This is a genomic window from Thermopolyspora sp. NPDC052614 (assembly GCF_040678635.1).
In the GTDB taxonomy this organism is placed as follows: domain Bacteria; phylum Actinomycetota; class Actinomycetes; order Streptosporangiales; family Streptosporangiaceae; genus Thermopolyspora.
Window position 1 is genome coordinate 121,057 of sequence record NZ_JBFATZ010000009.1, and the last position, 26,336, is coordinate 147,392.

A 26,336-nucleotide genomic window follows, 5' to 3' on the forward strand; every position below is an offset into this window, starting at 1 on the left:
ATGACCTTGCCAGTCAAGTTTTGCCCTCTGAGGGCGTTAGTGGCCTATACGAGGGTGGGTCTATGCGTCATACTCGTCAAGTAGTGACGCACAGCGTCCTTCGAGGCGTACTTGCCGTAGCATTGATTCCGACCGACAGGGAGCCAAGGTGCTTCTCCGCTTCCGCGTCGCCAACTTCGCTTCTCTGCGAGACGAGCAGGAACTCAGTCTCGTAGCGCTGGACGAGCATGACGATCTGGCGGTGCGTCGGCCCATCCCCGAGGACGTGGCGGTATTGCCTGCGGCGGCGATCTTCGGAGGCAACGCGTCGGGCAAGTCCAACCTGCTCGAGGCCGTGCGTTTCATGGCGCTCGCCGTCGCGAACTCGCATCAACGCTGGAAGCCCGGGGCACCGATTGCGAGAAACGCCTTCCGGTTCGACAAGAGTGCCGGTGACAGGCCGTCAGAGTTCTGCGTCGACGTGGCGCTCGATGGGGTGCACTACGAATACGGCTTCTCCGTAGACGATCAGGTGGTCTGCGGCGAGTGGCTGTACAGCTTCACTCGGCGGCAGCGGCGGGTCCGGCGGGTCCTTTTCGAGCGGTCGGGTCCCGGTGGCGACTCGATCCGCTTCAGCGAGCACCTCAAGGGGCAGAAAAGGGCCATCGCCGATCTGGTACGGCCGAACAGTCTTTACCTTTCGGCCGCGGCTGCCAACAATCATCCCCAACTCACACGTTTGTACCAGTGGTTCGAGCGTGAACTGATCTACGTCGACGCGGGCAACCCCCCTCTTCACCTGGCTCAGACGCTGCATGCGATATCTGCAGGTGACCGCGAAAGCGTCATGAGCCTGCTCAACTACGCCGATCTCGGCATCACGGATGTCCGGCATGAGACGCGGCCCATGGACCGGGAAGCCCGGGAGCGGTTGATCGCCTTCATACAGGCGATCAACCCGGAAGCGCCCATCCCCGATGAGAACTCGGAGGTCCTGGGGCCACCGAAGGTCGATTTCGTTCACCAGGTCGGCGGCAAGGAGTACAGTCTGCCGCTGCGTTACGAGTCGAGCGGCACCGCGAGCTGGTTCGCCCTGCTGGGGCCGATCATGCACGCGCTGCAGAAGGGCAAGCTGCTCGTCGTCGACGAACTCAACGCATTCCTGCACCCCTTGCTGGCGAGCGAGCTGGTGCGGCTCTTCCAGGAGCCACAGTTCAACCGACAGGGTGCACAAATCATATTCAATACCCACGATGTCACGCTTTTGTCCAAATTGTCCGGCGGGCGACTGCGGCGTGATCAGGTTTGGCTAACTGACCGCGGCGGCGACGGCGCGACCGAACTTCATCCGCTGACGCAGTACCGCATAAGAGAGGGCTTGGACAACGTTTTCCGCGGCTACCTCCTTGGCCGCTATCGAGGCGTCCCCATCTTCGACGACTTCCTCCTGGCTGAGGCTCTTACACGGCAGACTGAATCGCATGTCGCGCCGAAGCCGCCGCAGCAGCAAGCCTCTTGTACGTGATCAAGGAAATCGGCAGGAACAGAAACGCTTCCTTATCTACTGCGAGGGTAGAGTAACGGAACGTATCTACTTGAGTACGCTCAGGCGTGAGCTCAGAATCCCGGGAGTGCAGTTCGGCACCGTCTTCGGCGAGCCCCTGGGTCTGGTCAAAGCCGCTATATCCCATAAGGAGCGAGCACCACGGTCGGCGGCGGACAAGTGCACGCCGTATGACGAGGTCTGGTGCGTACTCGATGTCGAGGCGCCGTCTCCGCACCCCTCGCTTGAGCGGGCTCTGAGCTTGGCTGCTCAGCAAGGGGTGAGGTGCGCGATTTCGAATCCCTGCTTCGAGCTATGGCTTATCCTCCATGTGCAGAACGAGCGTCGTCCTCTCACCACGGATGAGGCATGCAGGATCCTGGAGAGGCACGGCGGGTGCTCCTACACGCGAGACGGCAAGAGCTTCCGCCCCGAAGCGCTCATGGACAACCACGAAGTGGCCCGCAAGCGCGCCCAAGTGCTTGCCGAGGCGCACGGTGAGGGGCGTCGGCCCGCCGACTGCAATCCGTTCACCTCGGTCTGGGAACTGGTCGACGCCATGCGGGCCACCGTTGTGGAGCCGTAGTAGCGGTGAGGCGGCGATTCGCCTGTGAGCGGTATGGCGGATGTCGGGGTGCATGCCGCTTCAGTGGTGCCGGTCCGGGCGGGCGGTCAACGGTAGTACGCCTGCTGTGAGGGAATCGAGGCTACTTCAGGGGACGTGCCGTCGGGTGCGGGCGGGGCGATGTGTGCTCGACGGAGGAAGGTAAGGGAGAGCAAGGCCGCGGCGGCCATGATGGCGGAGGCGGCCAGGGCCGTGGCGTGCATGCCGTCGGTGAAGGCGTGGCGGGCGGCGGTGAGGACCGCTTCGCCGAGTTGGTTGGGGAGTTGGTTGGGGAGTTGGTTGGGGAGGTGGTCGGCGACGACGGTGGCGCCGGCGAGGGTTTCTGTGGCGGCGTCCGCCGCCTGCTGGGGGAGTCCTGTGGGGAGCGTGTCGGCGATCTGGCGGACGTAGATCGCGTTGCCGATGCTGCCGAGGATCGCCATGCCGAGCGCGCCGCCGAACTCGGTGTTGCACTCCAGCAGGGCCGAGACCGCGCCCGCTCGGTCCGGTGGGGTGACGCCCATGACCATCTCGTTGCTCTGGGTCATCACGACGACCAGTCCGACGGCGTACAGGCTTGCGATCAGCAGCAGGCCCCACAGCGGCGAGTCCACGCGGATCTGGGTCATGGCCGCGAAGCCGGCGGTGGCGACGAGGAATCCGGCGCCGACGATGTAGGAACGGTGGACGCGCTGGGTGAGTGCCATGCTCGCCGGGGCGGCCGCGGCGACCGCGACCGAGGGGAGCACGCTCCACAGCGCGGCCTGCAGCGGGCTCAGACCGAGCACGGACTGCAGGAACTGGGTGGTCTGGATGGCGAAACCGATCATCGCGAACATCGCGAGCAGGGCGATCAGCAACGACCCGCCGAACGCTCGTCGGCGGAACAGGCTTAGGTCGATCATGGGGTACGCGAGCCGGGTCTGGCGGCGTAGGAAAAGGGCGGCGACGGTGAGACCGGCCACGATGGCCAGCGTCGGGAGCGGGCGGTAGCCGTCATTGGCCAGCTCCTTGATTCCGTAGATGATCGGGAGCACGGCGGCGAGCGACAGCGCGGCGCTGAGCAGGTCGAAGCGGGCCGACTCGGGGGCCTTGAACTCGGGCACCAGCATGGGAGCGAGCACCAGCAGCAGCGCCATCACCGGCGTGTTGATCAGGAAGACCGAGCCCCACCAGAAGTGTTCGAGCAGGAAGCCGCTCAGCACCGGCCCCACCGCCACGCCCGCGCTCAGCACGGCCGTCCAGATCGCGATCGCGGTGCCGCGCTGCCGGGGGTCGTGGAACATGTTGCGGACGAGCGCGAGCGTCGAGGGCATCAGCGTCGCGCCGCCGATGCCGAGCAGGGCGCGGGCGGCGATGAGCGCCTCGGCGCTCGGGGCGTAGGCGGCGAACAGCGACGCCGCGCCGAACGCCGTCGCGCCCATCAGCAGCAGGCGGCGGCGGCCGATTCGGTCGCCGAGCGCGCCCATCGTGATGAGCAGGCCGGCCAGCACGAAGCCGTAGATGTCGAAGATCCACAGTTGCTGGGTGGCGGTCGGGGCCAGTTCCCTGCTGATGAACGGTACGGCGAAGTAGAGGACGGAGACGTCCATCGAGACCAGGAGCAGGGGCAGCAGCAGCACCGTCAGGGCGATCCACTCACGTCGGCCCGCTCGGGGCTCGGTCCCGCCCGCGAGGGGGTTGTCCGTACTGGTCATTGCGTTCTCTCCATGTGATGAGCGAATGAATCACGTACGCCTGTGGCGCGGCCGCGCTTATATACACTGTACATATGGATGCGTACATGGCAAGCGTGTTGTGAAGATGTTGTTGAGCAGGCATTTTTGAGAACGCGCCGGGGTTGGTGTACTAGTACGATAGTCGGGTTCGATAGGTGTCCCATTCGCTCGCGTCGCCCCGATTTACGGGTCTGACGTGCTGGAATTCGGGGACCTGGCCGGAGCGATGGTGTACTAGTACGTTAGGAACCGCGAATGCCTTCAGGAAAGGGGAAGGCGGAGTGACCGAATCGGCCGTGAGGCGCGAGCCGCCGTATGTCCGGATTGTTGCTGAGATTCGCCGCCGCATCGAGGCGGGCGAGTTGCGCGAGGGCGACCGCGTCCCGTCCGCCCGCCAGATCACCAAGGAGTGGGGCGTGGCGATCGCCACCGCGACCAAGGTCCTGGCCGCTCTGCGTCAGGAGGGCCTGGCCCACCCGCGTCCCGGCGTCGGCACCGTCGTCGCCGCCAAGCCCGTCGTCAAGCCCGTCGTCGAGCCCGCCGCCAAGCCCGCCGTACCGACATCCGCACGAACCGCCGCCCTGCCGGCCGCGCAGCCGGCCGAGACGCCGTCGGCGGCACCGGGCGTGTCCGCGCATCCTCCCGGCCATGCCGCCGCGGTGGAATCCAAGACACCAAGACCCGCCACCTCACCCCGGCCCGCCCGCTCTCCCGAGCGTGAGCTGACCCGTGAGCGTATCCTCGCCGTGGCCATCGAGATCGCCGACACCGAGGGCCTGGCCGCGCTCTCCATGCGCCGCATCGCCACCGAGCTCGGCGTCGCCACCATGTCCCTCTACCGCCACGTGCCGAGCAAGGACGAACTGATCGTCCTGATGTACAACGTCGTCTTCGGCACCACCGCCTACCCCGACCCGCCACCGGAGCACTGGCGGGAATGCGTCGAGATCGGCGCCCGCACCCAGTGGTCGATCTACCGGCGGCACCCGTGGGTCGCCCAGGCGATCTCCTTCACCCGCCCCATCCCCGCCCCAGACGCCGTCGTCCACACCGAATGGCTGCTCCGCGCACTGGACGGCAGGGGCCTCACCGACGAGCAGCTTTTCCACTTCGCCGTCACGGTCGCCAACCACGTCCGCGGCACTGCGGTGAACTTCGAGATGGAGGCTCAGGCCCGCCGCGACACCGGCCTCACCGACGAACAGTGGATGCAGGAGCAGGACGCCACGTTCAGCGAGGTCTTCAGCGACGGGCGCTACCCGATCCTGGGCAGGCTCGCCACGCGGTGCGACGTCGACCTCACCCTCGACAGCCTCTTCGAGTTCGGCCTCACCCGCCTCCTCGACGGCATCGAGGTCCTTTTGAGCAGGAACGAGGCCGCCCGGCAGGGCCGCCGATCCGGTGTCTGTGAACGTTCACCCGGCTGACGCGCCGTACACCTGCGCGCGGCTGCAGGGCGGTCATCGCACTGGAACGCGTGCGGCCCGATGTCTCGTGGACCGCACGCGTGCGCGGATCGGCCGGTACGCCCGGCCGATCAGTCGAAGTAGCTGTAGCGCAGGCTGTTGCTGCGGTTGCCGTCCTGGTCGATGACGTAGACGTCCACCTCGCCGGAGCCCGGCGGCGTCCAGATGGTGAGCCGGGTGTCGCCCTCCTCCTCGAACTCGGCGGGCTCGGAGCCGAACCAGACCTGCTCGGTCGTCGCCAGCCCCGAGCCGATCAGCTCGACCTGGTCGTCGCCCTCGCTCGGCCCGGAGTTGGGCCGCAGCTCCTTGAGCTGGATTGTCTGCACGTGTGTCATGGCGTCCCCTCGAAGACGGTCACAGGTAGAACCACGCGCTTAGTTACCCATTCCACATGTGCGGACACGGAGGGCGATGGGAGGCTTTTCCCTTTGATCGGCCAACCGTGGTCATGGTGTGGCGTCACATCACGCAGTGCCATGGCCGTATTGCCGCGCCGGGTACGGCACTCGCCGGTGCCGGTGGGCGGTGCCCGGTCCGGGGGAGGTTCGCGCCGGCCCGCGATAACCGGGACGACTGCGGGGTGGACCCTGGCCTTACTTCCCGGTGCGCTTGCCGTCGTCCTCGCCCGGGCGGTCGGTGGGGGTGTCCTTGCCGGGCGGATCCTGAACGATCTCGCCCTCGATGGTGCGGCCCTGGCCCTGGAGGTCCTTCCCGAGTTCCAAGGCGGTGAGGTCCACCGCGCACAGGGTGAGGATGTTGGCGACCCTGGCCGTGGGCAGGCCCGCGTCGGTGAGCTGGGTGACGGCGACGGCGGCACGCAGCAGCACCCGGCCGATCGTCACCTCGTCCACGTCGTCCAGATCGGCCCGCCACAGGTCGGCGAACTGCTGGCCGAGCCTGCGGTCGCCGTCGATGCGGGGATCGTTCAGCTCCGGGCTGGAGACTATGCGAGCCAGGTCTTCACGCTCGTCATTGGTGAGCTTGCTCATCGGCTCGTCCCTCGTCTTCCGCCGGATCCTGCAGGAGCACGCACTTGCAAAGAATCGTAGGGCTCGAGGCGCGGGAGTGCGGACATAGAGTGCCAGTCGGCATTCCACCTTCGCCGACCTCGGCCCCGCTCGGCCCCGCTCGGCCCCGCTCGAACGCGCTCGGAACCGATTCAGCCCGGCATGGCGCCGGGCTTCGGGCGGTTCTGGGCGGGCCCAGCCGCGGCCGGAGGGGCGTCAAACCCTGGAGTTGTTCATCCTTACTTGCATATCGACGGTAAAGTGCGCAATTGCACACTTTTGCGTGCCCGGCTACGGCGGAGGCCGGACGCCCGGACCGGCGAGGGACATCTCGCGGGTGACCCGGAGTCTCCGCAGGCCGTCCCTGGCCGCGTCCGCCCGTCCCTGCGCAGGCGCCGACGACGACATCACAGGTGAGGCCGGAACGCGAGGTCATCAGGACGCAGTGACCGGGTCACGCATGTCCGTCGCCAGGAAATCCGGACGGATACGGCGGACTTGACACTCCGGACCTAGCGACGCGAGAGCATGGATGTTGGCCTTTTTCGGGGGCCTGGGAGGAGTTGCCGTGAGTGAGCTGACGCCTGAGCAGCAGGCCGAACTCGCCCTCGTGCGCGCCATCGCGGACAGCCTTCGCCGGCGCATGCCGGACCTCGGCGACCGCACGTTGGGACGGGTCGCCTTCCACATCGCCGACCTGCTCAACGGCGTGGCCGTGGTGCTGACCGCCGACGCCGACGCCGCCATGCCGGCCAACTGGGAGGCCCCGCGTCCGCAGCCGATCGACTCCACCCAGCCCATGTCCCGGCCGCCCGCCCAGCGGTCGCCGTACGTCCCGGGGCAGCAGCCGGCCACCGGGGAGTTCCCGGTCCAGCCCCGGCTGCCGGCGACAGGCGAGTTCCCCGTCCAGCGTCCGGTGCAACCCACCGGGGAGTTTCCCGCGGTGCAGGCCACCGGCGAATTCCCCGCCATCCAGGCGACCAGCGAGTTCCCTGCCGTGCGTCCGACCGGCGAGTTCCCGACCGTGCGTCCCACGGGCGAGTTTCCGACCGTGCGTCCCACGGGCGAGTTCCCGGCCGTCCGCCCTACGGGGGAATTCCCGGCGGTGCGTCCGACCGGCGAGTTCCCCGCCGTCCGTCCCACGGGCGAGTACCGTGGCGCTCGCGGCTCGGGCGAGTTCCCCACCCAGCCGCCCACCACGCCCCCGGCACCCGGAAAGCCGCGCATCCGGTTCCCGGAGCGGCCCGCACGGCAGGCGCCCCAGCCGTTCACGCCGCCGAGGGAGCCGCGTACGCAGCCCAACCCGCTGGCCGCCGATCCCTTGGCCGCGGACGCGCTGGCCGGTGACCGCCTGGCGGAGATGCCGACCGGGCCCTGGATCGCCGACTTCTACCAGCAGGACGGCTCGCTGCTGGAGCAGGCCCAGTGGTCCGACCGGAGCCAGGCGTTACGCGGCGTGGCGGGCCGGGTGAGCTGGCTCGCCTTCGACGGCACCGACGTCACCGTACGGCTGCGCGGCCCCGGCGGCATCGACATGGACCATGAGGCCGTCTTCGCCGCCATCGAACGCCTCCGCCGCGGCTGACCCGCCCGAACCCACCCAAACAGCCCATAAGACAATTCACCCATAACCATAGATTGGGCCTTCCGAAAACCTGGAGCGTGTCATGGTATGGGTGCTGCTGGTGGGCGCGATCCTCTGCGAGGTGACGGGCACGATCGCGCTTCGCCTGTCGGACGGGTTCACCAAGCCGATCCCCGCGGCCGTCGTCGTGGTCACCTACCTCGCCTCGTTCGTCCTGCTCGCCCAGGTTCTCAAGCGCGGCATGGCCGTCGGCGTCGTCTACGGCGTGTGGGCCGCGATCGGCATCGCCCTGGTCGCGCTGATCGGGGCCGCCTTCCTCGGCGACAGCCTCACCTGGGTGCAGATCGGCGGCCTCGGCCTGGTCATCGTCGGCGTCGTGGCCCTGGAGGCAGGCGGCGCCCACTGACACGGCCGCCGCGAGGACGGACTCGGGCGGGCGGCCCTTGTCAGCCGTGCGGCTCCAGGTTGTGGACGAACACGACGTTGGGATAGGCCGGGTTGTCGGCGTAGCCCTGCACCCCGCCGACGTAGGCGCGCTGGTAGTTGACGACCCACGGCACGGCGACGACGGCGAGGTCGTCGATGAGCCGATCCTGCAGCCGGGCGTACGCCTTCTGGGCGGCGATCCGGTCGGTCGCGAGGATGTTCGGCAGCGCCTCGATTTGCTCATCCGTCTTCTTGTCGTTCAGGTATGTCAAGTTGAACGACGGCGGGTCTTCGCTGTGGAATAGGTTCAGGTACCAGGAGTACGCGTCGGCGTAGTCGGGCCACCAATACATCACGAAGATGTCCTGGCGCTTGGTCGGGTCCTTCGACTTGCCGCGGGCCCACTGGGCGGTCCATTTCATCGCCTGCGCGTCGAGGATGACGTTGAGCGGGCGCAGCGTCTCGGCGAGCCGCGTGACCAGGACCCGCTCGTCGTTGTCGCCCTCGGCGTAGGTGAGGGTGAGCCGCAGCGGCCGGCCGGCCGGCCCGTAGCCGGCCTCGGTGAGCAGCCGGACGGTCTCCGCCAGGTCCTGGTGGGGGCGGCGGTCCGGCGTGTAGCCGATCAGGCCCTCGGGCACCAGGCCGGAGGCCGGCTCGCCCGCGCCGCGCAACGCGCGGATCACGCCGTCGTAGTCGATGGCCTTCTGTACGGCCTTGCGCAGCCGGATGTCGCGCATCGGCCCGCTCGCGGTGTTGAACAGCACGAGCATGTTCTGGAAGGACGGCACCTGCAGGCTGCGTACCCCCGGCGTGTTCTCGGCCTGGCGGTAGAGCTTGGGGTTGAGCCGGGCCACGAAGGTCGCCTTGCCGTCGAGGAGCTGCCGCCAGGCGGCGTTGAGGTTGGGTTCGACGCGGAAGACCACGTTGCGGTAGCGGGGGCCGTCCCAGCCGCCCCAATAGCCGTCGAACGCTTTTAGGGTCAGCTCGGTGGCCTTGCCCTTCTGCCAGCGGTCGACCGTGTAGGGGCCCGAGCCCGCGTCGTGGCCCGCCGCGAACCACTTCTTCAGGTCGCCGCCGCCGGCCGCCTCGGTGTCGTAGATGTAGGCGGCGTAGCTGGAGGAGGCGATCAGGTCCAGCGGGGCCGGGTACTTCAGGTGGAACACCACGGTCGTGGGGTCCTTGGCCTCGATGCGGTCGACCGACTCCCAGATGTAGGAGGGGTCGCCCTTCAGCGACTTGGTCCGCTCGATCGAGGACTTCACCGCGGCGGCGTCGAGGGGCCGGCCTGTGTGAAATCTCACACCAGGGCGCAGCCGGAAGGTCCAGGTACGGCCGTCGGACGAGGAGTTCCACGCGATGGCCAGGCGCGGTGCGGCCTTCTTGGCCACCGGGTTGTAGAGGGTGAGCGACTCGTAGATGTTCTGCAGCGCGTGGATCTCGTTGGAGTACGAGGTGGCGGGGTCCCAGTCGGTGACGATGTCCAGGTGGGCCAGGTAGACGAAGGTCGCCTCCTTGACCTGCACGATCGGCGAGCTGCTGGGACGTATGGCGTTGCTCACACCCCCGCTCGAGCACGCGGCGAGGGTCAACGTGGCGATGACCGCGCACGCTGCTGTTATCCGCGAAGACCGGCGCACGAGGTCCGAACTTACTGCACGCGTCCCCGCTTGGGGAGCATGCCTTGATATTTGTGGCTATGTCGCGGCTCAATGTCAAATGCTGCTACTGCTGCTAATCTCATCAATTGTCTCCTTGGCCCTATCGCGATGAGGTGTGATGGGAGTGCCCGGTCGCATCCGGCGCAGGACGATCAGATTCAAGATCTTCGGCCTGCTGCTGGTGCCGGTTGCCTCCATGATGGTGCTGTGGGTGGTCATCGTCGCGGTCACCACCAACGACAGCCTCCAACTGCGGGCGTACGGCACGATCTGGTCGACCCTGCGCGTGCCCGCCGACGAGCTCATCGTGGAGCTGCAGCAGGAGCGGCTGGCGGCCGCGCGCTTCCTGGGCGAGCCGCGCAGCCGCAGGGAGATGGTCGAGCAGCGGCCGCACACCGACCGGGCCGTCGCGACCTTCCGCAGGCTCGCGCAGGAGCAGGAGGCCGCCGGGACCGTCACCCCGGCGATGCGCAAGCAGCTCGACGACCTACTCAACCGGGTGAGCCAGCTCGGCGTGATCCGCGCGGACATCGACGCCGGATTGACGTCGAGAATTCGGGCAATTGAGGCATATAACGCTATCTCCGACGCGGCTTTCCGGATGCACCGGAGCCTGGCCCTCATCAATGACCTGCCCATTTATCAGCAGTCCCTGGTCGTCATCGATTTGGCGTACTCGAAGGAACTGCTCACCCGGGAGCAGGCGCTCGCGGCGGGCATGCTGCCCAGCGGGCAGGCGATTCAGGCGGAGCGGCGGCTGTTCACCCAGATCGTCGGCAACCGCCGCTTCTTGATCGACAAGTCGCTCGCCGAACTCGACCCCGAGCTGCGCGCGTACCACGTCAACCTGATCACCTCGCCGGAGTACCAGCGGCTGCGCATCCTCGAAGAGGCGGTCATCGCGGGCCGGACGCCGTCGTTCACCCAATGGCATCCCATCTCCGACGAGCTCGCCCGCGCCTTCCAGCAGGCCCAGGAGCAGGCGGGCGCCCGCCTCGCCGAGCGGGCGGTGCCGATCGCCGACGACGTGCTCGCCCGCGCCGTGCTGCTCGCCGGCGTCGGCCTCGGGGTGGTGGTCATCACCATCCTGATCACGCTGCGGCTGGGCTCCCGGCTGTCGGACGAGCTGGCCGCGCTGCGGCGGGCCGCCCAGGAGCTCGCCCAGGTACGGCTGCCGAACGTGATGCAGAAGCTGCGGCGCGGCGAGCGGGTGGACGTCGAGGTCGAGGCGCCGCCGATCAGCACGAAGGGCAGCACCGCCGAGGTCAAGGACGTGGAGGAGGCGTTCTCCGCCGTCCAGCACACCGCGATCGAGGCCGCGGTCGGCCAGGCCGAGCTGCGCGCCGGCGTCAACCAGGTCTTCCTCAACCTGGCGCGGCGCAGCCAGGCGCTGCTGCACCGGCAGCGCATCCAGCTCGACGGCATGCAGCGCCGGGCCACCGACCCGGGCGCGCTGGACGACCTGTTCCGCCTGGACCACCTCACCACCCGCATGCGCCGGCACGCCGAGGGCCTGATCATCCTGTCCGGCGCGGTGCCGGGCCGCGGCTGGCGCAAGCCGATCCCGATGCTGGACGTGGTGCGCGGCGCCGCCGCCGAGGTCGAGGACTACGCCCGGGTGAACGTGCAGCCGATGTCCGACCACGCCCTGATCGGCGCGGCCGTCGGCGACGTCATCCACCTCATCGCCGAGCTGATCGAGAACGCCACCGTCTACTCCCCGCCGCACACCTCGGTGACCGTACGCGGCGAGATGGTGGGCAACGGCTTCGCCGTCGAAGTGGAGGACCGCGGGCTCGGGCTGCCCCCCGAGGTCCTCGCCGAGTTCAACGAACGCCTCGCCAACCCGCCGGAGTTCGATCTCGCCGACAGCGACAGGCTCGGGCTTTTCGTCGTCGGACGGCTCGCGGCACGGCACAATATCCGGGTCACCTTGCGCCCCTCGCCGTACGGCGGGACGACCGCGATCGTGCTGATCCCCATCGACCTGGTCAGCATGCCCGAGGCGCCCGACTCACCCGACGGGCTCGCACCGGTGACGCTGATCCCCGTGGACAACGACGCGAATTCCGGAGAGGAGGGCGACCGATGACGCACGAACGCTGGCTGGACGAAGAGGCCGGCCCGGTAGTGCCCGCCTACCTCCTGACCCGGGGCCGGACCGAGTCGTCCAGCAAGGAGATCGACCTTGTCGCCGTCATCGTCACCGAAGGCGGCATGACCCCACCCGCCGGACTCGGCCCGGAGCATCTGATCATTCTGCACCGGTGCACGCGGCCCACCGCCCTGGTGGACGTGGCCGCCGAGCTGGACCTGCCCATCGGCGTCGTGCGCGTCCTCGTCGGGGACCTGCACGAGAAGAAGCTGGTGCGAGTGCGCCGACCTTCCCCGGCCGCCCGCACCCCCAACGAGGGGATCCTCCGAGAGGTGATCAACGGCCTCCGCGCCCTGTGAGCTCGCTGCGGTGGCAGGCGACCCGCCTGCCGCCGCCGATCTCGCGGAGCGTGGGGGCCTCGCGGCAGACCTCGGCCGCGATGGGGCAGCGGGTGCGGAACGGGCAGCCGGTGGCCGCGGGCAGCCCCTCGGTCCGGGCCTTGGGCGCCGGGGGCTCGCCGTTCAGACGGGGGACCGCGTCCCGCAACGCCAGCGTGTAGGGGTGGGCGGGGGCGCTCAGCAGCTCGGCCGTCGGGCCGCTCTCCACCACCCGGCCCGCGAACATCACATGAGCGCTGCGGCACAGCCGCTCGACCACGGCCAGGTTGTGCGTGATGAGCAGGTGGCCGAGGCCGTGCTCGCGGCCGAGCCGTTCCAGCAGCTCCAGGATGCGCGCCTGCACGGTGACGTCGAGCGCGCTGGTGGGCTCGTCGAGGATGAGCAGGCGCGGCCGTACGGCGAGGGCGCGGGCGATCACGGCGCGCTGCCGCTGGCCGCCGGAGATCTGGTGCGGGCGGCGCGACGCGAGCGCCGGGTCGAGGCCCACGTCCGTCAGCAGCTCCGCGACCCGGTCGGCGCGTTCGGCCCGGCCCATGCGGTGGTGGGTGGTGAGCGCCTCCTCGATCGACGCGCCGACGCTCATCCGCGGGTCGAGCGCCTCGCCCTGGAACACCGGCTGCACCCGCCGCCGGTACTCCCGCAGCCCGTCGCGCCCGAGCGTGGCCAGATCGCGGCCCTCGTAGCTGATGTGCCCGCTTCTGGGCCGCAGCAGGCCGAGGAGGGCGCGGGCCAGCGTCGTCTTGCCCGAGCCGCTCTCCCCGATCAGCCCGACGCCGCCCTCGTCGATCGCCAGGCTCACCTCGTGCACGACGGCGGTCCCGCCGTACGCGAGCGTCACCCGCTCGGCGCTCAGCCGGGGGAGCGGCTCGGCGGCGGTGCGGGCGGGTGGCGATTCGGGGGCGCCGGTGGTGCCGGGGGAGGCAGCCAGGGGCTCCTGGGCACGCGGAGCCGGGGAAGCCGGGGAATCCGTCACGGCAGGGACTCCAGGAGTTCGCGGGTGTAGGCGTGGGCCGGTGCGGTGAAGACCTCGGCGGCCGGTCCGCTCTCCACCACCCGGCCGTCCTTCATGATCAGGACGTGGTCGGCGATGGTGGAGACCAGGGCGAGGTCGTGGGAGACGAGCAGGACGGCCAGGCCGCGTTCGTCGCGCAGGCGGCGCAGCACGGCGATCACCTCGGCCTGTACGGTGACGTCGAGGGCGCTGGTGGGCTCGTCGGCGAGGATCACCTCGGCGCCGAGGGCGAGGGCGAGGGCGATCGCGAAGCGCTGGGCCTGGCCGCCGGAGACCTGGTGCGGGTAGCGGCGCAGGATGGCCGGGTCGAGCAGCACGGCCTCCACGGCCTCGCGGGCGCGGTCCCTGTGGTCGGGGAGGCCGTGCAGGCGCAGGGCGCGGCGCATCAGCGTGCCCAGGCGCATCGTCGGGTTGAGGGCCGCCTGGGCGTCCTGCATCACCAGGGCCGCGCGGGACCCCCGTACGGCGCGCAGCTCGCGTGGGCCGGCCGCGAGCACATCGGTGCCGCAGACCCTGATATTTCCGGATACGTCAGGCACCAGGCCGAGCGTGGCCAGCAGCGTGCTGGTCTTGCCCGAGCCGCTCTCGCCGACGATCGCCACGCACTCGCCCGCGCGCACGTCCAGCTCGGGCACGCGGGCGACGACGCGCTCGCCGTACCGGACCTCCAGATCGCGCACCTCGACCAGCGGGGCGGCCGGGATCGGGGACGGGGACGATGTCCGCTCGGTCGTCATCGGGTGATCCTCCTCGGGTCGAGGGCGGCCCGCAGCCCCTCGCCGAGCACGTTGAACGCGAACGCGGCGATCATGATGGCGAGGCCGGGGAAGGTGACCACCCACCAGTTCGTGGTGAACAGCGTCTGGCCCTGCTCCACCATCAGCCCCCATTCGGCCGTCGGCTCGCGCGCCCCGAGCCCCAGGTACGACAGCGCGGCGGAGGTGAGGATCACGCCGCCCGCGTCGAGGGAGAGCTGCACCAGCACGGGCGTGAGCGAGTTCGGCAGCACGTGCCTGAAGACGATCACGGGGGCGGGCACGCCCAGGCAGCGCGCCGCGTCCACGAAGCCGCGGGCGGCGACCGAGGAGGCCACCGACGCGGTGAGCCGGGCGTACCAGGGCCACCAGGTCGCGGCGATCGCGACGATGACCGTGGTGATGCCCGGGCTGAGCACGACGGCGAGCGCGAGCGACAGCAGCAGCGCGGGGAAGGCGAGGAAGACGTCGGTGATCCGCATGATCACATCGCGGACGAGGCCGCCCGCGTACCCGGCCACCACGCCCAGCGTCACCCCGATCGCCGCGGCCACGGCGAGCACGGCGACCGCGATGAACAACGAGGTCCGCGCGCCGTACATGACCCGGGTGAGCAGGTCCCGGCCGACCTCGTCGGTGCCGAACCAGTGCGCGCCGCTGGGCGGCAGCAGCGCCTCCAGCGGGTGGGTCGCGTCGGTCCCGTCGGCCGGGTACGGCGCGATCCACGGCGCGAGCAGCGCCACCAGCACGATCAGCCCGAGCAGCGCCGCGCCCACGGGGGCCGGTGTGTCGGCGCGTGCGAGTTGGCCGAGGACGCCGAACCTTCCGCCCTCGCGACGCCGGGCCGCCGGGAGCGGATCGGTGCCGTCGGCCGTGGAGTGTTTGTGACCGCTCATCGGGTCCTCACCCGAGGGTCGATGACGCTTTGCAGGAGATCGACCGCGAGGTTCGCCAGCACGTAGACGATCGCGACCAGCAGCGTGACCCCCGCGATGGCCGGGGTGTCCAGGGAGCGGATGGAGTCCACCGCGTAGCGTCCCAGGCCCGGCCAGTTGAAGATGGATTCCACCAGAAACCCGTTGACCAGCGCGTATGCGAAGACCAGGGCGATCAGCGAGAGCACCGGGTTGAGGGCGGGGCGCAGGGCGAAGCGGGTGAGGATCGCGGTCTCGCCGAAGCCGAGGGCGCGTTCCAGGCGGGCGTGGTCCTGGCCGGCCTCCTCGACGAGGGCGGCGCGGGTCATCTGGGCGATCACCCCGGCCGGGTACGCGGCGACCACGATCGCCGGGAGCACCAGGTGGTGGAGCGTGCTGGTGAAGATCGGCCAGTTGCCGGTGATCAACGCGTCCACGATGGTGATGTTGGTGTAGAGGTGCAGCGGGCTGATGGTGTCGAGCCGGTAGTCGTACTCCCCGGCGACGGGGAACCAGCCGAGGTCGCCCGCGAACACCTTCTGCAGCGCGAGTGCCAGCCAGAACACGGGGACGGACACGGCCAGCATCGAGGTCAGCCGTACTGAAAAATCCGGAAGTTTCCGGTTGAAGCGGGCGGCGAGCATCCCGAGCGGGATGCCCACCGCCACGCCGAGGATCAGCGCCGCGCCGACCAGCTCAAGCGACGCGGGGAACGCCAGCAGCAGGTCGTCGCGCACCGGCTGCCGGGTGTGCAGGCTGACGCCCCAGTCCCCGAGCAGCAGGTCGCGCACGTAATTCCACAGTTGCACCGGGATCGGCTCGTCCAGCCCGAATTGCCGCCGCGCCTCCGCGAGCTGCTCCGGCGTGGCCTTGGGCCCGGCGTACGCGACGGCGGGATCGCCCGGGACCAGCCGCATCACGGCGAAGGTGAGCGCGACCACGCCGCCCACGACCAGGAGGGCCTGGCCGAGGCGGCGGGCCAGATAACGCGCCAGGTGCCCCGGCATCGGGCTACGCGGCGGGCTGGAGGTCGTACACGAACACGACGTTCGGGTACGCGGGATTGTCGACGTAGCCGCCGGCGTTGGCGGAGAAGGCGCGCTGGTAGTTCTGCACGTACGGCACCGCCACCGCCGCCTGCGTGCCGATGATCTTCGTCTGCAGGTCGGCGTACGCCTTCTGCGCAGCCTCGCGGTCGGTCGCGGTCAGCTCAGGCAGCCCGTCGATCGCCTTGTCGATGTCCTTGTCCTTCAGGTAGCTGAGGTTGAACGAGATCGGGTCGGCGCTGCGGAAGATGTTCACGAACCACGAGTACGGGTCGGCGTAGTCGGGCCACCAGTACATGACGAAGATGTCCTGGCGCTTGGACGCGTCCTTCGACTTGCCCTGGTCCCACTGCGTCTCCCAGGCCAGCGGCTTGGCGTCGAGGGTGACGTTGAGGCTCTTCAGCGTCGAGGTGAGCAGGGTGACCAGCAGCTTCTGGTCGTCGTCGCCCTGGGCGTAGGTGAGCTTGAGCTCCAGCTCCTTGCCGCCGGGGCCGTACCCGGCCCGCTTGAGCAGCTCGGTCGCGCCCGCGAGGTCCTGCTTGGGCTGCTGCGCCGGGTCGTGCCCGAGCAGGCCCTGCGGCACCAGGCCGCTCGCCTTCACCGCCGCGCCCTTCAGCGCGGCCACCAGGCCGTCGTAGTCGATCGCCTTCTGCAGCGCCTGCCGTACCCGCACGTCCTTGGCCGGGCCGTCGGCGGTGTTGAACAGCAGCATCAGGTTCTGGAACGACGGCGCCTGCGAGGTCTTCACCCCCGCCGTGTTGCCCGCCTGCGCGAACAACTGCGGGTTGAGCCGCGGCACGAACGTCACCTCGCCGCGCTGCAGCAACTGCCAGGCCGTGGTCAGCTCGGGCGTCACCCGGTAGGTGATCTTCTTGTAGTGCGGGCCGTTCCAGCCGCCCCAGTACTCGTCGAACGCCTTGAGGGTGAGCTCGGCCTCCTTGCCCTTCTCCCAGGTGTCGATCGTGTACGGACCCGAGCCGGCGTCCTTGCCCGAGGCGAACCACTCCTTCAGATCGCCGTCGGTCGCCTTGACGTCATAGATGTAGGCGGCGTACCCGGAGGAGGCGATCAGGTCGAGCGGCGCGGCGTGCTTCAACGTGAACACCAGCGTCGTCGGATCCTTGGCCTCGATCGTGTCGACCGAGCCCCAGATGTAGCCCGCCCCCTGGTTGATCTTCATGGTGCGCTCGATCGCGGCCTTCGCCGCCTCCGCGTCGAGCGGGTTGCCGGTGTGGAACTTCACACCGGAGCGCAGCGTGAAGGTCCACGTCTTGCCGTCCGGGGTGGACTCCCACGCGGTGGCCAGGCGGGGCTCCGGCTTCTGGGTCTGCGGGTTGTACCTGGTCAGCGACTCGTAGACGTTCTGCATGGCGATGATCTCGTTGGAGTACGAGCTCGCCGGATCCCAGTCGGTGACCACTTCCAGATGCGGGGCGTACACGAACGTCGCGTCGCCGGCGGGCTGCGTCGCCGCCGAGCCGCTCGGCTGCGGGGCGGTGCTCTGGGAGCCGCGGACCTGGCCGCCCGCGCACGCGGACGCGCTCACGGCCAGGACTCCTGCGGCTGTCAGGAGAAACAGACGCTTATGCCAACGCATTGTGGGGGATGTCCTCTCGTGGGTCAGTGTGACAGCGGCCCGGCCGCCTTGACGTGGGCGCGGACGGCGGGCTGCGGGAGGTAGCTGAGCGGCACCTCGACGAGTTCCACGATCTCGACGGTCGCCGGGTCGGCCCCGGCGGCCACGGCACGCTCGACGGCCTGAAGTTTCGCCCGTTCCAAGGCACGCGCCCGGCCGCCACCCGTTGGCAAGATCGTATCCACTCTGCCGCTCGCATAGGCGATCGCGGCCCCCACGGCGTTGGCGACGTCGGCGTCCGCGGGCCGGATCACCCGGCTCACGCCCGGGATGCCGTCGGGCAGCAGGAAGGCCCCGCCGCCCACCGCGACCAGCGGCCGGCCCGTCCGCCCGAGCGACATCCGGTCCACCGCGTCGGCCACCATCGCGTCGGCCGCGGCCAGCGCCGCCGCGAGCTCGGCCCGCCGTACCTCCGGCACCGCGAAGGCGCCCACCACGCCGCGCCCGGCCGCCACCGCCGCGTCGGTCATCGTCGGCGTGCCGCCGCCGAACACCAGCGCCTCCCGCGCGATGCGGTACCCCACCGACTCCGGGCCGAGTTTCCCCGCCGCGCCCACGACCGTGCCGCCGCCGAGCGCCAGGGACAGGATGTCGGGCATGCGGAAGTTCGTCACCACGCCGCCGATCTCCGCCGCCGCCGCGGACTCGCGCGGGAACCCGCCCGCCAGCACGCCCAGATCGGTGGACGTTCCACCCACGTCGGCGACGATCGCGTCCTCGACGCCGGACAGGAAGGCCGCGCCGCGCAGCGAGTTCGCCGGGCCGGACCCGATCGTCAGCACCGGGTGGCGGACCGCGTGCTCCACCGTCATCAGCGTGCCGTCGTTCTGCGCCAGGTACGGCCGCGCCGACACGCCGCGTTCCCGCGTCGCCGCCACCAGCGCGTCGGCCACGTCGCGCACCACGCCGTACAGGGCGGCGTTGAGCACGGTGGCGTTCTCGCGTTCGAGCAGGCCGAGGCTGCCGACCTGGTGGCTGAGCGAGATCGGCAACTCGCCCAGCTCCTCGCGGACGATCTCGGCGACCCGGTTCTCCTGGTCGCCGGAGGCCGGGCTGAACACGCCGGTCACCGCGACCGCGTCCACCCCGTCCATGCCGTCCCGGAGGCCGCCGAGGAAGCGGCGGATGGCGTCCTCGCCGAGCGGCACGATCGCCCGCCCGTCCACGAAATGACCGCCCGGCACGATCGCCACCCCGGCCGCGACCACCTTGCGCAGATCCTCCGGCCAGTCGGTCAGCGGCGGGATCACGGTCGTGGCGGGCGCGCCCACCCGCAGCACGGCGACCCGGCCGAGCGCCCGGCGCTCCAGGATCGCGTTGGTGGCGTGCGTCGTGCCGAGCATCACCCGGTTGATCCGTTGACGTACGCCGGCGTCCTCGCCCAGCTCCGCCAGCACGGCGTCCAGGGCCGCGCGCAGCCCCTCGGTCACGTCCGGCGTGGTGGGCCGCTTCGCCTTGGCGATCACGCGGTCGTCCGCGTCCAGCACGACGGCGTCGGTGTTGGTCCCCCCGACGTCGATCCCCACGCGCAACGGCCCGCCGTCCGCGGGCTTCACCCCGTCAGGCACCCGCCACCTCCTCGAACAGGGTCTCCACGGGCCGGTAGTCGAGGTCGTAGCCGAACGCCCGCGGCCCGGCCGTCTCCAGTCCCTTGGGGGTGCGCCACAGCGGGTCGCACGGCCAGGCCAGCACGGTCACCCGCTGGCCGTACACGAGCCCCTCGGTCCCCACCGCGGTGGCGGTCTGGGTGTCCACCACGGTGATCAGGTCGGGGACCATCGCCAGCACCCGGTCGCCCTGCTCGGCCACCTGCTTGGCCACGAGGTTCTCGTTCTGGATCTCCAGGGTGAGGGTGCGGCCCCGGTCGTCCCCGGTGCCCTCGATCACGGCGGTGCCGCGGGCGAAGCCGCCGGTGGTGCGCCGCTCGACGTCCACGAGCTTGCCGGTGATCAGCCGGGCCGCGCCCAGCTCGGCCTGCAGCGTGGCGAGCGGGTCGGCGGCCCCCTCGGTGGCCCGGCCGATGGCGATCGCCCTGCTCACCGTGCCCTCGATCACCGCCCCGCGCGCCTGCCGGGCGGTCAGCACGTAGTCGGCCATGAGCGCGGCCGAGCCCGACGCGACGCAGACGGCGCGGGCGAGCGCCTCGGACCACAGCCCGTCCACCGGGCGGATCGTCACCACGTTGCCCACCACGTCGGTGAGGATGACGAGCTCGGCCGGGAGCCCCGCCACGTACATCGAGACCATCTGCACCTCGGGGAAGGCGCGGCCCATGCCGTCGGCGTCGAGCAGCGGCAGGCCGAGCTGCGCGGCCCAGGCCACCGGGTAGACGCCGTTCGAGCCGCCGATCTCCGACGGCATGATCGCCGACGGCCGCCGCCCGAAGAGCCGCTCGATCTCGTCGGCGATGCGCGGCGGCTCGTCGGCGCTCTGGATCATCTCGAAGCCCACGGTGGGGGCCCCGATGCCGGACAGCGGCACCACGAGGGCGTCGTCCGGCAGCGCGGACAGCTTGATGAGCGGCACCTCGCCGTGCTCGCGCAGTGCCCGTTTCGCCGCTAAGGCCCCGGTGCGTACGTTTCCTCCGCCGCCGGTGCCGAGGACGGCGCAGCCGCGGGCGAGGGCGTCCACGTCGTCGAGAGTGATCCTTGATGGCACGTCGCGAGCCTCCATCAATCGGCCAGTCCGCTTCAACCCCGGACGTACGACATCATTCCGCTTTTGATTGCTCGAAGACGACATGGGCGGTAGGCGTGCGGGTAGGGCCCGAGTGATTAGGGGTGTTTTGAGCGGTTTGGGGGGATCGCGATGCCCGGCAACAAGGCCGTCGTCTACGAGGGACCGGGAAGGGTTCAGGTCGAGGAGACCGAGTATCCCGAGTTCGAGGTGAAGGACGGTCCCGGGGTGAACCCGGCCAACATCGGACGCAAGGTGCAGCACGGCGCGATCGTCAAGGCGATCGCGACCAACATCTGCGGCAGCGACCAGCACATGGTGCGCGGCCGTACGACCGCGCCCGCGGGGCTCATCCTCGGCCACGAGATCACCGGCGAGGTGGTCGAGACCGGCCGGGACGTGGAGTTCATCAAGGTCGGCGACCTGGTGTCGGTGCCGTTCAACATCGCCTGCGGCCGCTGCCGCAACTGCAAGGAGGGCAAGACCGGCGTCTGCGAGAACGTCAACCCCGAACGCGCCGGGTCCGCGTACGGATACGTGGACATGGGCGGCTGGGTGGGCGGCCAGGCCCAGTACGTGCTGGTGCCGTACGCGGACTGGAACCTGTTGAAGTTCCCGGACCGCGACCGGGCGATGGAGAAGATCCTCGACTTGGCGATGCTCGCCGACATCTTCCCCACCGGCTACCACGGCTGCGTCACCGCCGGCGTCGGGACCGGCTCCACCGTCTACATCGCCGGCGCCGGACCGGTCGGCCTCGCCGCCGCCGCCTCGGCGTTCCTGCTCGGCGCCGCCGTCGTGATCGTCGGCGACCTGAACAAGGACCGCCTCGCGCAGGCGAGGAGCTTCGGCTGCGAGACCGTGGACGTGTCCGTGGGCGAGCCGAAGGACCAGATCGAGCAGATCCTCGGCACCCCCGAGGTGGACTGCGCCGTCGACGCCGTCGGCTTCGAGGCCCGCGGCCACGGCGAGGAGGCTCGGCGCGAGCACCCCGCCACCGTGCTCAACACGCTCATGGACGTCACCCGCGCGGGCGGCGCGCTCGGCATCCCCGGCCTCTACGTCACCGGCGACCCGGGCGGCGTCGACGAGGCCGCCAAGCACGGCTCGCTGTCCATTCGCATCGGCCTCGGCTGGGCGAAGTCCCACTCCTTCACCACCGGCCAGTGCCCGATCATGCGCTACAACCGGCAACTCATGATGGCGATCCTGCACGACCGCGTGCAGATCGCCAAGGCGGTGCACGCCACGACGATCCCGCTTGAGGACGCCCCGCGCGGCTACGAGGACTTCGACCACGGCGCCGCCCGCAAGTACGTCCTCGACCCGCACGGCATGCTGCCCAAGGCCGCCTGACGCGGCCGCCGGAGTCACCGGCATTAACCGCTCGGCGGAGTGTGGTAGATCGCGGTGACGACGAGGCCTCACCCGGGGCATGATCGAGCCCCGGGTGAGGCATATTGCGGCGTTCTACCGTGTCGTGGACGCCTCGCGAGTTAAAGGCCGCCGGACATTTCGGTTCCGAGCCACCCGAATCATTTTCGGGTGGCTCGGAATCCGACTAGATCCAAAAGACCGGCGGGAACTTCTTCCGCTGCTTCATGGCCGCATACCTCCTCTTGACGTGCAAAAATATCGAGTGGGCCCGGGGAATGCGCCCCTTCATGACGATCACTCTACTTGAGTTGAGGCTCCAACTGCTCCTGTTTCGCGGCTTTTTTCGCGACCTCAATGTCCTCCATTTTGAACCGAATTCTATTCAAGTAAGGTGAGTGCGATTGGCCATATAAATCACCATTGATGCTTGGCATGGCGGGTTGTCGTTGAATGTGCGAGGCAAGTTACTCATGTCCTTGTTGTTGACATCTGTCCGCTTCTGCTGCCGTGCCTGATCGTTGTTGGGAGGTGAATATTGAAAGACCAAGAGAAAGGATCGCAAGTGCCCGGGGCGTCGGTGCGGAACGAGATGAGCGGAGGGGTGGGGGGCACGGCCATCCAGGCCGGGAGCATCCACGGAGGCGTACAGATCTCCGTCGGCGGCCGGGTGTCCGCTCCGGCGCCGGCTCAGCTCCCGCCCGTGCCCGCGGTGTTCGTCGGCCGCGAGGCGGAATTGCGAGAGCTGGATGAACGGCTGGGCCGGGCGATGGAGGCGTCGCAGACGCCCGCGCTCATCGTGATCAGCGGGCTGGGCGGAGTGGGCAAGAGCTCCTTGGCGCTGCGCTGGCTGCACGGCGTACGGGACCGTTTCGCCGACGGGCAGCTCTATGCCGACCTGCGAGGCTTCACGCCGGGCGGGGCGGCGTCGGTCGAAGAGGTGCTTGAACGCTTTCTGCGGGCCTTGGGCATCGCCCCCGATCACGTACCCGCGGCGTTGGACGAGCAGGTGACGCTTTTCCGCTCGGCGACGGCGGGACGGCGTCTGATCATCATGCTCGACAATGCGATCTCGGCCGCTCAGGTCCGGTCCTTCCTGCCCTCCTCCGGAGGCAGCCTGGTGCTCGTGACCACTCGCCACCGGCTCCCCGGTCTGATCGTCAATGGGGCCCACTTCGTGGAGTTGCGTCCCCTCCGTCACGAGGCGGGGGTCGAACTGCTCGGTCGAGTCCTGGGGCGGGACCGGATCCGCGCGGAGGCCGAGGCGGCATCCACCCTGGTGAACCTGTGCGGCAGCCTCCCCATCGCCGTCTGCGCCTCGGCCGCCCGGCTCGCGCTGCGCCCACGCTGGTCGGTCGGGCGTCTGGTCCGCGAGCTCGATGACGCCAAACGGCGGCTGCCCGTGCTCAGCAGTGACGCCGACATCTCGACCCAGGCGGTGTTCGACGTCTCGTACGCCGCGCTGTCCGCCGACGAGGCGTTCCTGTACCGGTTGCTCGGCCTGCACCCCGGTCCCACGTTCGGCGCCGGAGTCGCCGCCGCGGCGGCCGAACTCGACGAGGGGCGCGCGGCCGAACTGCTGGACGAACTGGCGGGGGCCAGCCTCGTGCAGGAGGAGGGCGAGGAACGCTACCGATTTCATGACCTGCTCAGGCTGCACGCGTACGCCAAGGCGATGGAGATCGACGCGCCCGAGGAGCACCGCGCCGCCGAGGTGCGGATGGCGAAGTGGTTCCTGCGCGCGGCGGCGGCGGCCGATCTCGTGGTGATTCCCGGCCGCTGGCACCTCGGCCCGGTCTATGAGGCCGTGCGCGCCGAGCCGCCGGCCTTCGACGACCCGGCCGCGGCCCTCGACTGGCTGGAGGAGGAGCTCCCGAACCTGTGCGCGGTGCTGCAACTCGCCTACGACCGTGGCCGGTACGACATCACGTGGGAGCTGTGCGAGTCGCTCTGGGGTCTGTTTTACTTCCGCAAGCATTACCAGCAGTGGCTCTCGACGCACGAGCTGGCCGTGACCGCGGCTCAGGAGTCGGGCAATCCCCTCGCCGAGTCGCGGATGTCGATGGCGCTGGCCTACGCGTACCGGGACCTCAACCGCTACTCCGACGCCGCGGATCTCTATCGGCGTGCCGTCGAGTTGGAACGTGCGAACGACCACCCGGTGGGCGAGGCTGCGGCGCTGAGCGGGCTGGGATCGACGTGCCTGGCGCTCGGCCGGGCCGAGGAGGCCATCGGCCACTTCGAGCAGGCCCGCGCCATTCACGAGCGTCTGGGCCGTCCCCGTGGCGTCACCCGGATGCTGCGGCGGCTCGGCGAGGCCTACCGTGACGCGGGGCGGTTCGACGAGGCGGTGGACACCCTGACCAGAACGTATGAGCTCTTCGCCGGGCTGGGCGAGACCTTCGAGCAGGCCCGTACCTTGACCGATCTGGGGCTGACCTGGCTGCGGGCCGGCCGGCCCGGCTCGGCGATCGGCCCGCTCCGCAGGGCGCACCTGCTGGCCGAGCGCCTCGGCGCCCGGCACGAGCAGGCGAAAACGAGCATGTACCTCGCGGACGCCCTGGTGGCGACGGGAGACGTGGCGGGCGCACGCGATCACCTCACCCGGGCGCTGGAGATCTTCGTCGATCTCGTCGCGCCGCAGGCCGAAGTGGTCCGGGCGAAGCTGGCGGAGCTGACCTCGTGATGGTCGCCCGGATCAGCGCGCCCCTCAGCTCGTCGAGCCGCCCGCCGCTCAGCGTCCAGGCGTGTGCGATCGAGCCGAGGGTCGCGGGGTCGGCGCCGCGGAAGACGGACAGCTGCCCGTCGCGCGTGCCGACCACGCAACCTCCGTCGGGCGCGCCCACGGCCACGACCAGGGAGCCCGGGTACGCGGCCAGGAGCGCGTGGACGTCCTCGGCGGGGCGCCGCGAGGGCTCGGAACAGATGATCACGTCGGCGGCGGGCAGCCACCTCGCTTCGTGACCGGCGACGGCGAGATGCTCGTCCGCGGCCGACGTGATCGTTCGGTCGCGCAGCCGTACGCGGATGTGCACGCGGGTGAGGTTCACCGGGCGGCTGATTCGAGCGGGAGAGGCGCGGGGACGGGCTCGGCGAGGGGCGCGACGGCGGGCTCCGCCAGGCCGAGCAGGTGGTAGATCTTCCCCCGCGTGATCGCGGCGGCCTGGCCGGGCACGGAGGTGAGCGCGCTGCGCAACGCGGCGGCGTCCGCGGCGGTCCACGCGCGTTCGGCCGCGTCGAGCTGCGCCGCCGGCGGGGCGGCGAAGTCGATCCGGGGGGCGATCTCGTTGAGCAGGGCGAACTGGGTGCCGGGAATGACCCGGTCGGCGGCGCAGGGGGCGAGGAGGACCGGGAGGCCGAGCGCCGCGCCGTACCGGGTGACCGATCCCCGGTCGCCGATCAGCAGGTCGGCCGCGATCAGCGCGGCGCGCCAGCCCTCCTCCGGCGGCAGCAGGACGATCCCGGAGCGGGTCGCCTCGGTCAGCCAGGCGTGGACCTGGCGGCGTCCGTGCCACACCCACACGTGCGGGTGCACGATGGCCGCGATGCGGAAGTCCTCGGCGGGCAGGCTCGCGGCGAGGTCGCGCAGCAGGTCGGGGCGCTGGTGGAAGAGCGAGCCCTTGCCCCAGTGCGACGTCACCACCAGCACCTTGTGCGCCGGTCCCGCGCCGAGCGCGTTGCGATAGGCCGTCCGGTACGGCCGGCTCGCCAGCAGGCGGTCGAAGCACAGGTCACCGGCGACGACCGTGGCGGGGACGGCCTCCGGGCACTCCTCGGCGAGCAGGCGGCGGTGCTCCTCGTGCGCCAGCATGATCGCCGAGGGGACGACGCGTCCGCGTACGACCAGTCCGCGCAGGCCGAGGCCGTTCATCCGGCGCGGCGCGGCCGGGCCGTCTCCCGGCAGCCGGCGGGAGTAGGTGGTCGGTCCCGCGCCGTGCGGGAACATCATGATCGGGCCGTGCAGGTGCTCCAGCAGCCCTTGGCCCGCCGCCAGGATCAGGTCGAAGCGTCGCTGGGTCGCCTGCCACCAGGGGATCACCAGGGCCCCGGTGTCGCGGAGGTAGTCGTGCGCTCCTCGCGAGAAGATCGAGGCCGGGGGGACGGTGTAGACGACCTGGACGCGGTGATCGGATTCGATCAGCGGCAGGATGTCCATCAGGCGGGTGGCGGCGGTGAAGTAGTGGACCACCACCAGCACGGTGCGTTCGGGCTCTCGCGTGTTTCCGCGGGCCGCTTCCTGGGAGATGGGCCCTACGGCGATCTGTTGCTCACATGTCACGACGGCCTCCATGCGCGTCCTGTCGGACCCCGGGCGGGATCGCAGGGCGAGCATGCGGGCGGGAGGCGGATGGTTTGCCCCCGAAAAGGAGGACGATTTGCCGGACAAGCGGTAAATTGGTCGTCGGTTGCCGGGGTGATCCGCGATCGAATGTGAGAGCTTCTC

General features: G+C 70.0%; 22 protein-coding genes. 9 read left to right on the forward strand and 13 right to left on the reverse strand.

The genetic code is table 11. From position 1 onward, the window contains the following. Window positions 1–148 precede the first annotated feature (148 nt). Together AB0K60_RS20670 and AB0K60_RS20675 are read left to right on the forward strand one after the other, a co-directional pair. Window positions 149–1,504, forward strand: a complete 1,356-nt coding sequence (locus AB0K60_RS20670) for an ATP-binding protein (RefSeq protein WP_364057106.1) — start codon at window positions 149–151, stop codon at window positions 1,502–1,504. Continuing rightward, the gene (locus AB0K60_RS20675) at window positions 1,461–2,108 is read left to right on the forward strand and encodes an RloB family protein (protein WP_364057109.1); all 648 of its coding nucleotides are present in this window, start codon (window positions 1,461–1,463) and stop codon (window positions 2,106–2,108) included. Before AB0K60_RS20670 ends, AB0K60_RS20675 begins: the two co-directional genes overlap by 44 nt. 86 nt (window positions 2,109–2,194) lie before the next feature. Here the strand turns inward: AB0K60_RS20675 and AB0K60_RS20680 are convergent, their stop codons facing one another. Beyond that, window positions 2,195–3,823 (reverse strand): MFS transporter, encoded by a 1,629-nt coding sequence (locus tag AB0K60_RS20680; protein ID WP_364057112.1) that lies wholly within the window; start codon window positions 3,821–3,823, stop codon window positions 2,195–2,197. Window positions 3,824–4,125: 302 nt separating this feature from the next. Between AB0K60_RS20680 and AB0K60_RS20685 the strand changes: the two genes are divergently transcribed. Further along, entirely contained in the window at window positions 4,126–5,271 is a 1,146-nt protein-coding gene (locus AB0K60_RS20685) for a TetR/AcrR family transcriptional regulator C-terminal domain-containing protein (RefSeq protein WP_364057115.1), read from the forward strand. Window positions 5,272–5,381: 110 nt separating this feature from the next. Here the strand turns inward: AB0K60_RS20685 and AB0K60_RS20690 are convergent, their stop codons facing one another. After that, window positions 5,382–5,645 (reverse strand): IPT/TIG domain-containing protein, encoded by a 264-nt coding sequence (locus AB0K60_RS20690; protein WP_364057118.1) that lies wholly within the window; start codon window positions 5,643–5,645, stop codon window positions 5,382–5,384. A gap of 258 nt (window positions 5,646–5,903) precedes the next feature. Further along, window positions 5,904–6,299 carry a hypothetical protein gene (locus tag AB0K60_RS20695; protein ID WP_364057121.1) on the reverse strand — a complete coding sequence of 132 codons (396 nt, stop codon included), beginning with the start codon at window positions 6,297–6,299 and terminating at the stop codon, window positions 5,904–5,906. A gap of 586 nt (window positions 6,300–6,885) precedes the next feature. Here AB0K60_RS20695 and AB0K60_RS20700 point away from each other — a divergent pair. Together AB0K60_RS20700 and AB0K60_RS20705 are read left to right on the forward strand one after the other, a co-directional pair. After that, on the forward strand, window positions 6,886–7,902 hold the full coding sequence (locus tag AB0K60_RS20700; protein ID WP_364057124.1) for a hypothetical protein: 1,017 nt from the start codon (window positions 6,886–6,888) through the stop codon (window positions 7,900–7,902). An 82-nt stretch (window positions 7,903–7,984) separates the two neighbouring features. Continuing rightward, window positions 7,985–8,308, forward strand: a complete 324-nt coding sequence (locus tag AB0K60_RS20705; RefSeq protein WP_364057127.1) for a multidrug efflux SMR transporter — start codon at window positions 7,985–7,987, stop codon at window positions 8,306–8,308. A 40-nt stretch (window positions 8,309–8,348) separates the two neighbouring features. On the opposite strand, the gene AB0K60_RS20710 is transcribed toward AB0K60_RS20705, so the two are convergent. Next, a complete protein-coding gene (locus AB0K60_RS20710; protein WP_364057130.1) occupies window positions 8,349–9,887 on the reverse strand; it encodes an ABC transporter substrate-binding protein in 1,539 nt (512 codons plus the stop codon). Window positions 9,888–10,104: 217 nt separating this feature from the next. Between AB0K60_RS20710 and AB0K60_RS20715 the strand changes: the two genes are divergently transcribed. Together AB0K60_RS20715 and AB0K60_RS20720 are read left to right on the forward strand one after the other, a co-directional pair. Continuing rightward, window positions 10,105–12,078 carry a nitrate- and nitrite sensing domain-containing protein gene (locus AB0K60_RS20715; RefSeq protein WP_364057133.1) on the forward strand — a complete coding sequence of 658 codons (1,974 nt, stop codon included), beginning with the start codon at window positions 10,105–10,107 and terminating at the stop codon, window positions 12,076–12,078. After that, window positions 12,075–12,440 carry a DUF742 domain-containing protein gene (locus AB0K60_RS20720; protein ID WP_364057136.1) on the forward strand — a complete coding sequence of 122 codons (366 nt, stop codon included), beginning with the start codon at window positions 12,075–12,077 and terminating at the stop codon, window positions 12,438–12,440. The genes AB0K60_RS20715 and AB0K60_RS20720 overlap by 4 nt, the downstream gene beginning before the upstream one ends. Here AB0K60_RS20720 and AB0K60_RS20725 read toward each other — a convergent pair. From AB0K60_RS20725 to AB0K60_RS20755, 7 genes are all read right to left on the reverse strand, one after another. Continuing rightward, entirely contained in the window at window positions 12,418–13,452 is a 1,035-nt protein-coding gene (locus tag AB0K60_RS20725; RefSeq protein WP_364057139.1) for an ABC transporter ATP-binding protein, read from the reverse strand. The two genes, AB0K60_RS20720 and AB0K60_RS20725, sit on opposite strands and share 23 nt — an antisense overlap. Beyond that, window positions 13,449–14,228, reverse strand: a complete 780-nt coding sequence (locus AB0K60_RS20730) for an ABC transporter ATP-binding protein (protein WP_364057142.1) — start codon at window positions 14,226–14,228, stop codon at window positions 13,449–13,451. The genes AB0K60_RS20725 and AB0K60_RS20730 overlap by 4 nt, the downstream gene beginning before the upstream one ends. Then, window positions 14,225–15,142, reverse strand: coding sequence for an ABC transporter permease (locus AB0K60_RS20735; RefSeq protein ID WP_364057145.1), 918 nt, complete (start codon window positions 15,140–15,142; stop codon window positions 14,225–14,227). The genes AB0K60_RS20730 and AB0K60_RS20735 overlap by 4 nt, the downstream gene beginning before the upstream one ends. Then, complete coding sequence (locus AB0K60_RS20740) at window positions 15,139–16,167, reverse strand: ABC transporter permease (protein WP_364057148.1); 1,029 nt, start codon at window positions 16,165–16,167, stop codon at window positions 15,139–15,141. Before AB0K60_RS20740 ends, AB0K60_RS20735 begins: the two co-directional genes overlap by 4 nt. A gap of 4 nt (window positions 16,168–16,171) precedes the next feature. Beyond that, a complete protein-coding gene (locus tag AB0K60_RS20745) occupies window positions 16,172–17,752 on the reverse strand; it encodes an ABC transporter substrate-binding protein (RefSeq protein ID WP_364057151.1) in 1,581 nt (526 codons plus the stop codon). A 74-nt stretch (window positions 17,753–17,826) separates the two neighbouring features. Next, window positions 17,827–19,410 carry a hydantoinase/oxoprolinase family protein gene (locus AB0K60_RS20750; RefSeq protein WP_364057154.1) on the reverse strand — a complete coding sequence of 528 codons (1,584 nt, stop codon included), beginning with the start codon at window positions 19,408–19,410 and terminating at the stop codon, window positions 17,827–17,829. Continuing rightward, on the reverse strand, window positions 19,403–20,500 hold the full coding sequence (locus AB0K60_RS20755) for a DUF917 domain-containing protein (protein WP_364057157.1): 1,098 nt from the start codon (window positions 20,498–20,500) through the stop codon (window positions 19,403–19,405). The genes AB0K60_RS20750 and AB0K60_RS20755 overlap by 8 nt, the downstream gene beginning before the upstream one ends. Before the next feature lie 150 nt (window positions 20,501–20,650). Here AB0K60_RS20755 and fdhA point away from each other — a divergent pair, with 150 nt between their 5' ends. After that, window positions 20,651–21,874 (forward strand): formaldehyde dehydrogenase, glutathione-independent, encoded by a 1,224-nt coding sequence (gene fdhA, locus AB0K60_RS20760; RefSeq protein WP_364057160.1) that lies wholly within the window; start codon window positions 20,651–20,653, stop codon window positions 21,872–21,874. 583 nt (window positions 21,875–22,457) lie between these two features. Then, on the forward strand, window positions 22,458–24,578 hold the full coding sequence (locus AB0K60_RS20765; protein ID WP_364057163.1) for a tetratricopeptide repeat protein: 2,121 nt from the start codon (window positions 22,458–22,460) through the stop codon (window positions 24,576–24,578). Here the strand turns inward: AB0K60_RS20765 and AB0K60_RS20770 are convergent. Together AB0K60_RS20770 and AB0K60_RS20775 are read right to left on the reverse strand one after the other, a co-directional pair. Continuing rightward, complete coding sequence (locus tag AB0K60_RS20770) at window positions 24,493–24,942, reverse strand: hypothetical protein (RefSeq protein WP_364057166.1); 450 nt, start codon at window positions 24,940–24,942, stop codon at window positions 24,493–24,495. The two genes, AB0K60_RS20765 and AB0K60_RS20770, sit on opposite strands and share 86 nt — an antisense overlap. Further along, a complete protein-coding gene (locus AB0K60_RS20775; protein ID WP_364057169.1) occupies window positions 24,939–26,171 on the reverse strand; it encodes a hypothetical protein in 1,233 nt (410 codons plus the stop codon). The genes AB0K60_RS20770 and AB0K60_RS20775 overlap by 4 nt, the downstream gene beginning before the upstream one ends. Between the last annotated feature and the right edge of the window lie 165 nt (window positions 26,172–26,336).

Excerpts from the sequence above, each read along its gene's own strand:
- AB0K60_RS20675 (WP_364057109.1), top strand. The coding sequence starts at position 1,461 with ATGTCGCGCCGAAGCCGCCGCAGCAGCAAGCCTCTTGTACGTGATCAA.
- AB0K60_RS20680 (WP_364057112.1), bottom strand. The coding sequence starts at position 3,823 with ATGACCAGTACGGACAACCCCCTCGCGGGCGGGACCGAGCCCCGAGCG.
- AB0K60_RS20690 (WP_364057118.1), bottom strand. The coding sequence starts at position 5,645 with ATGACACACGTGCAGACAATCCAGCTCAAGGAGCTGCGGCCCAACTCC.
- AB0K60_RS20695 (WP_364057121.1), bottom strand. The coding sequence starts at position 6,299 with ATGAGCAAGCTCACCAATGACGAGCGTGAAGACCTGGCTCGCATAGTC.
- AB0K60_RS20705 (WP_364057127.1), top strand. The coding sequence starts at position 7,985 with ATGGTATGGGTGCTGCTGGTGGGCGCGATCCTCTGCGAGGTGACGGGC.
- AB0K60_RS20715 (WP_364057133.1), top strand. The coding sequence starts at position 10,105 with ATGGGAGTGCCCGGTCGCATCCGGCGCAGGACGATCAGATTCAAGATC.
- AB0K60_RS20720 (WP_364057136.1), top strand. The coding sequence starts at position 12,075 with ATGACGCACGAACGCTGGCTGGACGAAGAGGCCGGCCCGGTAGTGCCC.
- AB0K60_RS20730 (WP_364057142.1), bottom strand. The coding sequence starts at position 14,228 with ATGACGACCGAGCGGACATCGTCCCCGTCCCCGATCCCGGCCGCCCCG.
- AB0K60_RS20735 (WP_364057145.1), bottom strand. The coding sequence starts at position 15,142 with ATGAGCGGTCACAAACACTCCACGGCCGACGGCACCGATCCGCTCCCG.
- AB0K60_RS20740 (WP_364057148.1), bottom strand. The coding sequence starts at position 16,167 with ATGCCGGGGCACCTGGCGCGTTATCTGGCCCGCCGCCTCGGCCAGGCC.
- fdhA (WP_364057160.1), top strand. The coding sequence starts at position 20,651 with ATGCCCGGCAACAAGGCCGTCGTCTACGAGGGACCGGGAAGGGTTCAG.